Origin of the sequence: Cyanobacterium sp. uoEpiScrs1 (genome assembly GCF_947331815.1) — a bacterium.
Taxonomy (GTDB): domain Bacteria; phylum Cyanobacteriota; class Cyanobacteriia; order Cyanobacteriales; family Microcystaceae; genus Rippkaea.
This window is the reverse complement of sequence record NZ_OX373462.1, coordinates 1,008,050-1,022,040: the sequence shown is the minus strand read 5'-3', so window position 1 is coordinate 1,022,040 and position 13,991 is coordinate 1,008,050. Positions and strand designations below refer to the sequence as shown.

Annotated in this window: 8 protein-coding genes; 5 read left to right on the top strand and 3 right to left on the bottom strand. The window is 34.9% G+C overall.

Going from position 1 to position 13,991, the window contains the following annotated elements; genetic code table 11:
* Window positions 1-86 precede the first annotated feature (86 nt).
* Both OXU93_RS03530 and OXU93_RS03525 read right to left on the bottom strand, forming a co-directional pair.
* Window positions 87-1,487: a TonB family protein gene (locus tag OXU93_RS03530; RefSeq protein WP_267384504.1), complete on the bottom strand. Its 1,401-nt coding sequence runs from the start codon at window positions 1,485-1,487 to the stop codon at window positions 87-89.
* Between the two features lie 358 nt (window positions 1,488-1,845).
* Window positions 1,846-3,045: an HhoA/HhoB/HtrA family serine endopeptidase gene (locus OXU93_RS03525; RefSeq protein ID WP_267384502.1), complete on the bottom strand. Its 1,200-nt coding sequence runs from the start codon at window positions 3,043-3,045 to the stop codon at window positions 1,846-1,848.
* A 910-nt stretch (window positions 3,046-3,955) separates the two neighbouring features.
* Between OXU93_RS03525 and OXU93_RS03520 the strand changes: the two genes are divergently transcribed.
* From OXU93_RS03520 to OXU93_RS03500, 5 genes are all read left to right on the top strand, one after another.
* Entirely contained in the window at window positions 3,956-5,227 is a 1,272-nt protein-coding gene (locus OXU93_RS03520) for an ATP-grasp domain-containing protein (protein WP_267384500.1), read from the top strand.
* A gap of 109 nt (window positions 5,228-5,336) precedes the next feature.
* Window positions 5,337-6,239, top strand: coding sequence for a succinate--CoA ligase subunit alpha (locus tag OXU93_RS03515; RefSeq protein ID WP_267384499.1), 903 nt, complete (start codon window positions 5,337-5,339; stop codon window positions 6,237-6,239).
* A 902-nt stretch (window positions 6,240-7,141) separates the two neighbouring features.
* A complete protein-coding gene (locus OXU93_RS03510; RefSeq protein WP_267384498.1) occupies window positions 7,142-8,122 on the top strand; it encodes an NAD-dependent epimerase in 981 nt (326 codons plus the stop codon).
* Between the two features lie 1,290 nt (window positions 8,123-9,412).
* Window positions 9,413-9,766 carry an STAS domain-containing protein gene (locus OXU93_RS03505; RefSeq protein WP_416378784.1) on the top strand — a complete coding sequence of 118 codons (354 nt, stop codon included), beginning with the start codon at window positions 9,413-9,415 and terminating at the stop codon, window positions 9,764-9,766.
* A 103-nt stretch (window positions 9,767-9,869) separates the two neighbouring features.
* Window positions 9,870-12,461, top strand: a complete 2,592-nt coding sequence (locus tag OXU93_RS03500) for a TIGR03960 family B12-binding radical SAM protein (RefSeq protein ID WP_267384497.1) — start codon at window positions 9,870-9,872, stop codon at window positions 12,459-12,461.
* A 132-nt stretch (window positions 12,462-12,593) separates the two neighbouring features.
* Here OXU93_RS03500 and OXU93_RS03495 read toward each other — a convergent pair whose 3' ends face one another.
* Window positions 12,594-13,907 (bottom strand): four-carbon acid sugar kinase family protein, encoded by a 1,314-nt coding sequence (locus OXU93_RS03495; protein WP_267384496.1) that lies wholly within the window; start codon window positions 13,905-13,907, stop codon window positions 12,594-12,596.
* Window positions 13,908-13,991 lie beyond the last annotated feature (84 nt).

Here is a 13,991-nt window from a genome sequence, read left to right as displayed (position 1 = left end):
CTAAATAATCTTTAAAATTCTCAATGGTTTATCAAAATATCGTTGAACAGATTCTGCTAAAAGTTATTCAAATTAATTAAGTTTTTCTATTTTTTAGTACTTGGGGGGAGAGGAGGAATATCCCTGTGAAAAGTTCTACCAGTAGTCGGTTTAGTTTTTTGGCTAGAAGTAGATTTTGATGATTCATCCGAAATATCCGGATTTTTGAGTAATTCCTCTTGGTTCTCTGAGTTTTGAGTAATGGCAGGGCAAATTTTAGGATCAAAATTAAAAGATATCTTGACTCGGTAATGTTGAAGTTGCCCGTCTGTGCTAAATTTAGTAGACTCAATTTGATTAAAAGCTTGTTGATTCAAGACTCCATAACCTGAACTTTTAATTAAATAGGGAGTTTTGTCAACATCTCCCTCGGGGTTGACAGTAATACCATAAATTGCTGTACCTTCTAAATGTCTTGAACAAGCTGCTTTGGGGTATTCTCCCTTTAAAGTTTGCCAATTCTCTTTTTTAGTAACAGGATTTCCTATTTTAGCCATCCACTGAGCATCATTGCGTCTTGCATCTTCATTCGTTGTATTGTTTTTATCGTAACGAAGATTATTAGACCCTTCGATTGTTTCTCGTACTAAATTGCTAATCAGTCTATCTTTTCGAGCTTGCTCTGCGCTGATGACTGTTTGGGAAGTAGTAGAATTATCAATAATAGCATTTTGTGAAGTAGGTGTGTTGGTAGGTGTGTTGGTAGGTGTGTTGGTAGTTGTGTTGGTAGTTGTGTTGGTAGGTGTGTTGGTAGGTGTGTTGGTAGGTGTGTTGGTAGGTGTGTTGGTAGGTGTGTTGGTAGTTGTGTTGGTAGGTGTGTTGGTAGGTGTGTTGGTAGATGTGTTGTCCCTACCTTGATTTATTAGTTGATCAATGGGAACTGGAGCTTTCGATGGACCGAAATCAGGTCTTTTGGAAATAGGTGGAAATTGCGAGGTTGAATATTTAGAGTTGTCTAGCTCAGAATTAGACTGGGAGGGGACCGGTGGTCTTGGGCGCAGATCTAGAGGAGGTGCAACTGGTAATGCTTGTTGTGGTCTAGTAAGTGGTCTAGGAAAAGAAGAGTGTGTAGGACTTAGAGATGGAAGAGCTGGTAACGAGGGTAAAGTAGGGGGAGCTTGCAAAGTATTAGGCAAGGAAGGTAGAGAAGGAGTTAAAGAAGAGGAGTCTGAGACGGGTATATCATTGAGAGAACTCTTAGAAAAATCAGGGGTGCTTAACAACGATAATTGCTCTGGCAAACGTGCCATTTCAGCGGTTGTTAATTCGAGTATTTCGACGTCCCGTCGATCAGAAGCTGACTTTTGTAAAGAATTTAAGTTAGTTAAATTAGGCAAGAGTAGACCTAAAGATAACACATGAATCCCAACTGATATTATCATGGCTAAACTACTAGAGTTAAATACTCTAATGGACATAAATTCTTTAATAAAAAGAGTGGAAGTCATGGTTGTTATTTAATCCTTTTTGCAACTATAGTTAAGCTTTGTTATAAACAATAAACAGTAAGAAATATCGAGTTTCTATAGACACTACATCTAAATTTTTAAATACAAATAATTCTTTGAAATCTTAGCAATAAGATCATTGGTTTATATTTATCATCAATTGGTACTCACTTAAATCATTGCCCTGAAAATTATAATTTCTACTTTTAAAGCATAATTTTTTAGGTTATATACTATCGGAGTTGAAAAATGTAGTTTTTCTTTACCAAAGCCAGCGATAGTTGTTAAACCGCAGATAATTCATAACTGCCTAAATTAATTGTTGAGGTGTGGTATATCAACTACCACACCAGGTTATTTATGGTGTTCCTCGTAATTGGGCAGTTTTTACCGTTATATTAATAATACGATTACTACGATAAAGTCGAAACTTTAAATAAGCATTGAGACCTGAACTATCTACAATGGATTGTAGTTCACTACCGTCGGTTACTGGTTTGTCGTCAACTCCTACAATAACATCCCCTCGACGCAGTCCAGCTTTAGCCGCAGGAGTATCAGGGACTACATGTATTACTAAAACCCCTTCAACTTCAGGAATGTAAATAGGTGAGTTAAAATTACTGTTATTTTCTTTAGCTAATTCGGGAGTGATATTAACCATTTGTACCCCGATATAAGGGTGAGGAACTTTTTTTCCACTGACTAAAGTATTTTGCAAAGCTTTGGCCTTATTGATGGGAATAGCAAAACCGATTCCCATTGCGTCGGCGCGAATAGCAGTGTTGATACCAATCACTTCCCCTCGGGAATTTAAAAGTGGTCCTCCAGAATTACCAGGATTAATTGCCGCATCAGTTTGAATAAAATCGAGACGTTTATCGGGAATTCCTGCCTTAGCGGCTGGACGTCCAATTGTACTAATAATTCCCAATGTGACAGTATTATCTAATCCGACTGGGTTTCCTACAGCAATAGCCCAATCTCCTACTTTGAGATTAGATGAGTCTCCTAAGGAAGCAACTGGTAATTTAGCCTCTTGGGGAGATATTTTCACCACGGCTAAATCAGTAACTTCATCAGTTCCCCGTACTTGTCCGTTAAAAGTACGTCCATCTTTAAGAGTAACAGTTACTTTATCAGCCTTATCGACCACATGAGCATTAGTTAAAATAATCCCATTTCTGTCAATAATAAATCCTGAACCTTGTCCTGCAATTTTTCGTTCCTGAGGAATAGGAGGGCGGAATTGTTCCCCAAAAAAATCACGAAAAAAAGGATCAATATTTCGACTGATAACTGTCTCCGTATCAATGCGAACTACTGCCGGACCGGTACGGGCTACAGCCGTAGAGACAAAGCTATCGCGATCTTCAGCAACGAGGACTTTAGCTAAGTTGAAGGAATTAGGAGCATTTTCCTGGTTATTCAGGGATGTTTCTGCAAAAGATTCAGCATAAGAAGGGAGACAGTGGAAACCACTAAAGCACAGAAGTGTACCGAGCAAGAATGATATCAGGTAACTACCCAATTGGTGTAGCAATTTTGTAAACTTCATAATTTTTGCAAAACCTCGAACAGGTTGAATCGACTATATTAGTTAAATGAGCTTTGTTAACCGTTCCGACAAGTCGCGCAAGTTTACAGTAGAAGACTTTTACATCATCTCTAAACCTAGCACTTTGAGTATGTTCCAATAAGTCGTTTAATCTGTCTTGACTTAAGTACAAGATACATAGTTTGTCAAAAAAACTTATTAAATTATAACGGTATACCATGATTCAAGCAGGTTAGTTATGTTCATTAGCCATAATGCAAACTACTCCAACTAATTGCAGATAACATGGCAGAAGTTTATTCCAAATTAAAATGTTGTGTTCTTCGATACTCTATAAAATATAAATTTCAATTCAAGAACTATTTTCTATTATGTAAAGTTAATATTACTTAACGAGGTTATTGAGATTGTTTTTTATAAAAAGCAGACATTTTAATTAATCTGTCTTTGACTAAAATATCAAGCAACATTCAGTGCCAGGTAGTTTCTGTTATTTCAAATATTCTAGAATATAATGAAATTTATTGCTTTTTTTATTCTACTACTTTAACTAAACTAGAGCAACAATTTCTAATAACCAATGATTGTAAAATTTCTTTGAAACCAAGAATATCAGTAACTATTAATGTTAAGGTACGATAAAAATACACAATAATTAAGCTATTAGACTAATTATTTAAAAAAGATAGATAATCTAAAACAAGTATTTACTCATAAAATATTCAAGTTTTTTATTTTGTTTCTAATAAAAAACTTGAAACTAGAAAATATTTATAAATCATTTATATGATTTTACTTTTTATTCTTTTCTTTAGTATTTGATTACAAATCATGGATTGGAGAATGTAGGATACTAAGTGACATATTTCCCTATTTTTCCCAAACTAGACTTCCAAGATTTAGGAGTGTTATGAATTTACTCGAATATCAAGCTAAAAAACTTTTTCATCAAGTGGGCATTCCCATTTTGCCATCTCAACCTATTGTTAATCTTGGTGAGATTAAACACCTTCATATCCCTTATCCTGTCGTATTAAAATCACAAGTTCATTCTGGAGGACGTGGCAAAGCCGGGGGTATTCGTTTTGTGGAAAATACAATTGATGCGATAGTAGCTGCCCAAGCTATTTTCAGTCTTGCGATTTCAGGAGAATATCCAGAGGTTATTTTGGCAGAAGCTCGCTATGAGACAAAATTTGAATTTTTTCTTTCGGTTCTACTTGATTATAAACTTCAACGTCCAGTTTTACTTGGTTCACCCAAAGGAGGGATTGATGTGGAAAATCTCCTCAAACATATGGAAAAAGTGGTGATTGATAGCGACTTTTCACCCTTTTATGCTCGTCGTTTAGCTGTAAAAATGGGACTTCAAGGAAAACTAATTCAGACAGTGAGTTCAATTTGTGAAAAAATGTACCAGATTTTTTGGGAAAAAGATTTAGATTCAATTGAAATTAATCCTTTGGCAGTAGGTCCAACTGGAGAAGTTATGGCCCTTGATGGAAAAATCACAGTTAATGATGCAGCTTTGTCTCGCCATCAAGATCTAGTAGAATTACTCACATTATCTAAGCCAGATACTTCACGAATAGTATTCGAACCTGTTATCTCCAAACCTTTAACTCTTCCCCAACTTTGTACAATTAAATCTATCTCGCAAAAAGGTAATATTGGCATCATTAGCAATAGCTGGGGACTGACTATAACTAGCTGGGAGATGTTGGCCGATGAAGGAGGTAATCCAGCCTGTGCTTGGACGCTCAACGAACAGGAAGAATTGAACTCTCTTGTTGAACAGCTGACTATTGCCTTAGAACAAGCTATTGAATTAACCCATATCAAGATTCTGTTAATCATCATTTTAGGTAGTCTTGAGACTTCTAAAATAATTGCAGAAGGAATCACTGATTATTTTCAATCTTACCTGAAACGTGAGACAAACTTCCGTGAAGAACTTTTCTCAAAATCTACGAGAACTAACTCCTTTGAGCATCGACGGGATAGTTTATCCCAGAACCGTCTGTCCCAAATTACGCAACCACCATCTTTAGTACTTCGTTTACTCGGGGGCGATTGTGAATCAATTAAGGAAAGTCTTTCTGAATTAGACATTAATTTGACTGAGAATTTAGAAAAAGCGATCACTACAACGGCTTCTTTAGCTAAGATTACCCAAAAATAAAAACCTGTTCTCTAGTACAGGTCAAAGTTAATAAGATTTCAGATTATCTTCTGATTTAACTTAACTAAGATTGCAATCCAATCCAATTACATAGCAACTATATTGAATTATGAAATGGCAAGCTGATAGTAAAATCCTTATTCAAGGAATTACAACCCCTTTGGGAAGTATCTACGGAAAACAAATGAAAGCTTTTGGGATGAATATTGTAGCTGGAATTAGTACAAATAATGACAGTCAAAAAATAGATGAAATTCCAATCTTTAACTTAGTAGAAAAAGCGGTCGGTGAGTTTAAAAACATCGATATTAGTATTATTTTTACACCTCCTTATAAAGTCCTAGATGCAGCTCTAGAAGCAATGGACTCAGGAATTAGACAATTGGTGATTGTGTCTGGGGGAGTGCCTCCCCTAGATATGATTGATCTTCTCCATAAAGCACAAGTTAACCAAACTTTTATATTGGGTTCAGGAAGTCAGGGATTAGTTATCCCTGATCAGTTTTGGCTAGGAATCTGTGAACATTCTTTTTATACTCCGGGATCTGTGGGAATTGTTAGTCGTTGCGATCGCCTAGTTGATGAGGTAGCCGGAGAATTAACCCGAGCTAAGTTAGGTCAATCTCTTGTTGTCAGTTTAGGTCAAGATTGTATTATTGGCTCAAAGTTTGAATATTGGTTACAGATGCTTGAAGCAGACAGCTCGACTCAAGTAATTGTCCTCTTAGGGCAAGGAAATAGCCATGCTGAACTATGTGCAGTTGAATATATTGCGTCAGCTGTTGAAAAACCTGTGATTGCTTATATTACTGGGCTTCATACACCAATAGAACGTACTTTATTGGATGCCGAGACAATTGTGTCCGCTCAACTCTCTCCATCAATAATACAAATTTCTCCCGGAGAGTCCATAATAGATCGTTTCAAAAAAGCCAAAGTTAAAATAGCTCAACATCCTACTGAGATTATTAAACTAGTCAAAATCGCCATTTCTCGGAAATCCTTTGCTTAGATGACTATAACTACGATTATTTTGGGGAATATATCCGCAACTATGAGTCTTAACCTTAACTAAATCAACTTTTCTATTTACGCCTAGCCTAATGGCTTCAATAGTTATACTAGAAGAACATTATTATTTTTGTCAAAAAATACCTGTCTTAGTTATAAATTAATAATCTTACGTTGTTATCTTAGTTTTTGTAATTCTAGTAGATATATCTCTGTATTAAACAAGTAAATTTATTTATTTTAACTATTTTAAAAAATCGAAACATATATAAATATAATCGTTTGAATCAATTTACCTAATTGTATCTGTATTTCACAAATTAGCCTGTTAAATAACTGAAGAGCATCTATTCTTTAGTAGAGTCTGCTTTTTGTAAAAAAGGTTCGATATTTTTTAGGAATCTTAGAGTGTTCTAATTATAATATTATCCTAAAATTTATTAGATATGTTTTTTAGTTTAGCCGAGCAATAGAGTCTGTTTAAAAAATTTCCTATAAAACAATGGCTTAGTTGTCGACACAAAGCTGTTTCCTTAATGTTGTTTTCTAAATGCTATAAAACCTTTAGTTAAGTAGCAATATGGTGATCTTTCTCGAAAAGGCTTTTCTTGTTGCCTCTCATGCTGAGGCAACTACTAAATTAGTTGAGTATAGTACAAATAAACTCTTTTATTTTTAACAATTCACTTGATTTAGCAGCTAAAATGGAAGAGTTATTTGAACATCTAGCAAAACACATTCCATTGTGTTTTGCGCCCAAAACAGAGTTTAATATCAAATATATGAAAAATACAAACTATAGTCGACTGATAAAAATCTATGTTCCACTCCTTAGATAAAAATTCATTAGTTTTCTAATTTATTGACTCATTAATTTTTAATTAAGATTTTTAATAAATAAAAATGCAAATTTTAATTACAGGTGTAGCTGGCTTTATTGGATACCATTTAGCAAAAAGATTGTTGATAGAAGGATACGAAATATATGGAGTAGATAATCTAAATGATTATTATGATATTTCTCTTAAACAAGCTCGCCTAGACCAATTATTACCTCAAAAAAACTTTAAGTTTAATCTTTTAGATATTGGCCATCGATCTTCAGTCATGGAACTTTTTAAAGAATGTGTCTTTGACCACGTTATTCATCTAGCTGCTCAGGCTGGAGTTCGTTATTCTCTAGAAAATCCCGAAATCTATATTGATAGTAACTTGGTTGGATTTGCTAATATTTTAGAAGGCTGTCGTCACACTTATATTAATCACTTAGTTTTTGCTTCCTCTAGTTCAGTTTATGGTTCTAATAAAAAGGTTCCTTTTTCTGTTAAAGATAATGTAGACAGGCCAGTTTCTCTATATGCAGCTACTAAAAAAGCAAATGAGTTAATGGCTCATGCCTATAGCCATTTATATCAGATTCCTATTACTGGATTACGCTTTTTTACGGTGTATGGTCCTTGGGGAAGACCGGATATGGCATATTTTAAATTTGTTCAAGCTATCACAGAAAAAAAACCTATTGATGTTTATAATTATGGTATGATGAGGCGTGATTTTACTTATATAGATGATGTTGTTGAAGCCATAGTAAGAATTATTCCTAAGTCTCCATTAAATAGTCTTAATCAACCGCCTTATAAAATTCATAATCTTGGAAATAATAACCCAGTAGAATTAAAAGAATTTATTAAAGAAATTGAAATAGCTTTAAAGATGAAAGCAATCAAGAATTTCTTACCTATGCAACCTGGAGATGTCTTATCTACCTATGCTGACGTAGATGAATTAGTTAACGAGATTGGGTTCAAACCAACAACTACAATTACCCAAGGTATTCGACAATTTGTCAAATGGTATCAAGAATTTTATCAGAATAATAATTAATCGATGATTGATTATTATTTTCGTTTCTTAAAAAAAAATTCTACTTAACTTACTTTGAATAATTGGCTATTATGCTTTAAATTTTGGCTCAAATAACAGAACTTATTACTTATCGGACTTTATTTAAAAGATAATATCATGCTTAGGAAAGAAATTGTAAATGATTGTTGTTTTGAAATGCGAGAAAATACATTTATTTAAATTCTTATCTAAAACAACCGAAAAATTAAAGTCTATTATGCGTTATATCTTCTTGAGGTGTAGGTCTTATCTTACAAATCTGGTCAAACTATCAAGACCTTTTTTTATATGATGATCACTAAGAACTGTCTTGAATTTTACCAAATAAGATATTAGACTTAGTTTCGATAACGGAACTGACACGATTGCCAATGTAACTTTCAATTTAACTAAGTTAGACTATGACTATAATTAAGAAAACTCTTTTTCCCATTACTCTGAATTGCAACAATATACTAAATCCGCAGTTAGTGAATTAGTAAAACATCATCAAGTAAATAACAACAACCAGGATCTTGTTATTTACTTGGTAGGTTAACCCCACCTATTGAAAATTACTATTCAGATGAATATTCTGTCACAACTGATATGCATTGTAGTTTGACTCCCAATAAAATCAATTAAAATAATAGATTAACTATCAAAAGAAATAAGTACTAATAAATCAAATAAAATGTATTATTTTTTGCCCATAATAGCTGGCGAAAAAACTTTATATAACATTCATTTAACTAAGTTTAGACTTCTAATAAATAATTTAATATTATTATTTTTTAGGTTTAGATATCGAATATTTTGAAAATCATTATCTCTTAATAACGACAAATAAGATATAAAATTACAAAATAGTAATACTAAAAATAGTGTATTATTTCAAGTTTGTACTGAGATTGTCGATCAGTTTCACTATTCTGCATTTGATTAAGAATTAATAGAATTTTTAATTTTTTATTTATAAAATATCAACTATGTACTGGTTAATAATCTCTGATTATATATTTAACTTAAAATAAATGGAAAAGTCTCTGTTGGCTAGAAAATAACTGAAGATAATGAGGATCCGGTAAAAATTTATAATGTTCAGGAAATGAATTTTCTTGTTGAGAGAGAATAACTGAATCATGACATCATATATCACTTCCAGCTAACTGTCTAAGGTTAAGTCGTAGCCATAAAACTAATTTCGATCAACTTTTTTGTCAAAATAACTGGTTATAATTTGAGTACACATTAATCACGTAAACTGCTTTAAACAGAGGATACATGGCAATGATGAGGAGTAATTTTATTGGTCACGAACTAGCCATCATTGAGCCTATTGGCTACATCACAGCTGCCAATGCAGCTAATTTTCAACAGGAACTAACTCAAACGATAACTTCTTCCAAACATTCTACCTTTTTGATCGATATGCACAGTGTGGGGTTTCTTGACAGTGCAGGATTAATGGCATTAGTGTATGTCTATTCTTTAGCTGAAAGTTTAGGCAAGCGATTCAGTATGTGCTCTTTAGACCCCTCAGTACGTATAATTTTTGAACTAACCCAATTAGATAAGGCATTAGAAATTTTTGAGAATCGTCATCAGTTTGAATTATTAATGCCCAAAGTTATAGCAGCCTAAACTTACAGCAGCCTAAACTTACATATCACTTCCCAAAACTTCCGGTATATATTAGAAAAACGACAGGATTTTATTCTGAAGTCTGAGTACCGGAGGTTTTATTATGACAGTTGCGATAGAAACACTAATCACCCCTGATATCAACAGACCTGCCCGTTACCTAGGCAATGAGTTGGGAGCTAAACATAAACCCTGGGATAAGGCTAATGTGTATTGGGTTCTCACTTACCCAGAAGTTTACGAACTTGGAGCTTCTAATTTAGGACATATTATTCTTTATAACATCCTAAACGCTCAACCAAGACAACTATGTGACCGAGCTTATCTTCCTGCCCCAGATTTAGCCAATAAACTTCGGGATAGCAACATTCCCTTATTTGCCCTAGAGTCTCGTCGTTCTCTTACTGAATTTGATATTTTAGGCTTTAGCCTTAGCTATGAACTGGGAATAACTAATGTTCTAGAAATGCTTAATCTAGCCCAAATTCCTTTAACTTGGCAAGAACGCAACCAGGAGAATTATCCTTTAGTTTTTGCAGGAGGGCAAACTGCAACCTCTAATCCTGAACCATTTGCCGACTTCTTCGATTTTATTGCTTTAGGAGATGGAGAAGAGTTACTCCCGGAAATTGGCTTAGTGATCGAAGAAGGGAAAGCCAATAACTTAAGTAGAAAAGACTTACTTTTAGATTTAGCTCAAGTTCCAGGGGTCTACGTCCCCCGTTTTTATAATGTTGCAGAAGACAGTTTAGTTTACCCCAACTGCCCTGATGTGCCAAAACGAATCTTACGAAGAGTGGCAGCCCCTATTCCTGCTTATTCAATTGGGTTAGTTCCCTTTGTAGAAACTATACATGACCGCCTAGTATTAGAAGTACGTCGAGGGTGTACCCGTGGCTGTCGTTTCTGTCAACCAGGAATGTTAACCCGTCCAGCACGAGATGTAGAACCTGAACAAATCGTTAATATCCTTGAAAAAGGGATTCGTCAGACGGGACACAATGAATTTTCCTTACTTTCGTTAAGTTGTTCTGACTATCTTTCTCTTCCGTCAGTAGGGTTAGAAATCAAAAATCGCCTCAAAGAGGAAAATATTTCCTTGTCCCTGCCAAGTCAACGGGTTGATCGCTTTGACGAAAATATTGCCAACATTATTGGAGGAACTCGTCAATCAGGGTTAACTTTTGCCCCCGAAGCAGGAACTCAAAGGCTACGGAATGTAATTAACAAAGGATTAACCGACAAAGAATTACTCAAAGGCATCAAAACCGCCGTTGAGCAAGGATGGGACAAAATAAAACTCTATTTTATGATTGGCTTACCAGGAGAAACAGACCTTGACGTACTTGGTATTGTAGAAACTGTGCATTGGTTAAAACGAGAATGTAATCCCAAGGGCAAGCGATCACTTCAATTCACCTTAACAATTTCCAACTTTATTCCCAAGCCACATACTCCTTTTCAATGGCATTCGGTATCTACTAGTGAATTTCGTCGTAAACAGGAATTGTTAAGAGAAGCATTTCGCAAAGTTCGGGGGGTTAAAGTCAATTACACTGATATTCGGATATCGGCTATGGAGGACTTTATTGGACGTGGTGATCGTCGTTTAGCTTCTGTAGTGCGTCGCGCTTGGGAATTAGGAGCAGGAATGGATTCTTGGTGGGAAAATGCAGATAAAGCCCATGCTGCTTGGGAACAAGCCATCGACGAAGCGAAGTTAACCTGGAAATACCGTCAGGTTAAGAATGGAGAATGGAATATTTTTGAAACAGTAGATAATTATGACGTAGTTTTACCTTGGGATCATCTTGACATGGGAATTAATAAAACTTGGCTCAAAGAAGACTTAAAACGGGCTTTAGACGCAGCAACCGTTTCTGATTGTGCCTTTAATAGTTGTTCTAATTGTGGCGTATGTGGGCCAGACTTTGGTCATAATATAGTAATAGAGCCTCCACTAATTCCTGAGTTTCAGGGAAAGTTTGAACCTAACAAAAATAGGGCACAACGCATACGAGTTCAGTTTGGCAAAGTTGGTGAAATGGCTTTAGTCAGTCATTTAGATTTAGTAAGACTATTTGATAGGGTAGTCCGTCGTGGGGCATTACCAATTTCTTATACAGGAGGGTATCATCCTGGACCCAGAATTTCAATTGCAAATGCTTTGAGTTTAGGAATTACAAGCGGTGGAGAAATTGTTGATTTTGAATTGACTAAAAGTATGAGACTTGAAGAAATTGTCCAAGTTTTATCAAAACAACTTCCGTCAAATATCCCCATTTATAAAGTTGAAGAAATTCCAGTTAAATCATTATCAGCTACTCAGTTATTAGATCAAGCTGCTTATTTAATAACAGTGAAAACTCTTAAATTGTTTCCATTAGAACAATGGAAATATTGGATAGATGAAGTTAAGAATTGTCCAAATATTAGTTGGGAAAAGACTACAAAATCTGGAAAGAAAAACACAGTAAATTTAGGAGAATATTTATTTGATTTATCCCTAGAATCTTATGATATTGATAATTATGTTATATTGAGACATTTAGGTAGTTGTCGTAATGATGGGACAATATTAAAACCTGAACAAGTAATTTATATGTTGGAGCAGATTTCTCAGCAGGAGTTACAATTAGTGCAGATTCATCGTCAGCATTTGATTCTCACAGACAACGAACTTAAATTAGAGTGATAGTAGTCTTAGAACACTCAGATTTATCTAAATAGTTTGTTGTGATTCTTAAACTAAAAATTAAAATCTAAAGCTTGAACTTAAGTCCTTTTAAGCCTTCAAACTGTTGATATACTCAGACAATTCTGAAGCTTAATTTAGACGACGATATACCTTGACCAACCCTTGATCATCTCCTACATTACCAGGAAATAAAACTACTGGTAAATTTGGAAAGGTCGGGTGATCTACTGATGTTCTTACTATTGAACATCCTACTAAAATTTGACCTAACAAGCGGACTGAGCGTAAGTTTAGTCCATTACGAAGTATATTGTCAGAAGTAATTCCCCCTTTACTAATTAAAAATCCTATATCGTGGGGCAACCCTTGCACCACTTCCGCTAATAGGTTAGATACCTCGACCCCAAAAGCTAGACGTCTTTGTGCTCTTTCAAAAGTTAATTCTTCTCGACTGGTATATATCACTGGGGTTTTGTTTTCTTGGTAAATTGCCTTGACCTTATCTAAGGTTTGAGTCAACAAACTCTCCCGTTGATTAGGTTTATCTCGCAACTGTTCAATATCTATTTCAATGCCTGCTACATCTTCTTCTTTGAGTAATTGCTTGAGCTGCCGAGTAGTTTTTTCAACATGAGAGCCTACCAAAACAACCCCAGGGTTGATTGTAGGTTTATACTTAGCCATTTCTTCAGGGATATTCGGTTGGGATTCTAATTGTGCCAAAGATGTTATGATACTGGCTGCACCACGAAGTAAAAATCGTTTACCTGATGCTACTGCAGTCAATAAATCTTGTGTAAACTTATCTAAATCTTGTTGATTTTCTCCATCAACAACTGCACATTGATTTCCCTTTAATTTCATCAATTGCTCTACACTTCCTTGCCGAATATTTGGGAGTAAAAATTGTTTTACTTCTGTTGCTTTAATACGTCCATGAGTTTTTTCTTCCACATAATCAGGAAGATAACTGTGACAATAGCTAAAAACAGAATCTTTCGCAAATTCCGTTTCATGTACAGGAGTAGCAATGCCATGTGCATACAAATAATGAGTGCTATCACGAGTCACTCTTCCTTCTTCAAAAAAGGCAGGGATAAGAAAATGAGCATCAAATCCCCCCAATTCTTGGGCAATGACATCAGTCTCAATGGGGTAATGTCCCCGTAATGTAGAATCAGACCGACTAACTACTAGGAAATCTTTAATCCCTTCTGTTCTAATAGCCGACCTTAGATTACGACAAACTTCTTGTGTAAGAGCAGTGGCATCCTCTGGCATTAATGCTCTCGTATTTGTGAGAACAAAAAAAATAGGTATCTTGTCAGTTAAACCCAAGCGTAGAGTATCGATATCCCAATGCATCAGTAACAAACAACTGTGTACAGTCTGAGAACCTGTGGGGTCATCATCAAGAACAATAATCTTTGGGGATAAACTCATCGTTATCTTACATACTGCCTTTATTATTAACCTCTAAAATTTTACTTTTAATCCCTAACCAGACTAAATTTATCGATGAGCTGC

What these genes read in the sequence shown, in the direction of transcription:
- OXU93_RS03530 (WP_267384504.1), bottom strand. Translation starts at nt 1,487, where the DNA reads ATGACTTCCACTCTTTTTATTAAAGAATTTATGTCCATTAGAGTATTT.
- OXU93_RS03525 (WP_267384502.1), bottom strand. Translation starts at nt 3,045, where the DNA reads ATGAAGTTTACAAAATTGCTACACCAATTGGGTAGTTACCTGATATCA.
- OXU93_RS03520 (WP_267384500.1), top strand. Translation starts at nt 3,956, where the DNA reads ATGAATTTACTCGAATATCAAGCTAAAAAACTTTTTCATCAAGTGGGC.
- OXU93_RS03515 (WP_267384499.1), top strand. Translation starts at nt 5,337, where the DNA reads ATGAAATGGCAAGCTGATAGTAAAATCCTTATTCAAGGAATTACAACC.
- OXU93_RS03510 (WP_267384498.1), top strand. Translation starts at nt 7,142, where the DNA reads ATGCAAATTTTAATTACAGGTGTAGCTGGCTTTATTGGATACCATTTA.
- OXU93_RS03505 (WP_416378784.1), top strand. Translation starts at nt 9,413, where the DNA reads ATGATGAGGAGTAATTTTATTGGTCACGAACTAGCCATCATTGAGCCT.
- OXU93_RS03500 (WP_267384497.1), top strand. Translation starts at nt 9,870, where the DNA reads ATGACAGTTGCGATAGAAACACTAATCACCCCTGATATCAACAGACCT.
- OXU93_RS03495 (WP_267384496.1), bottom strand. Translation starts at nt 13,907, where the DNA reads ATGAGTTTATCCCCAAAGATTATTGTTCTTGATGATGACCCCACAGGT.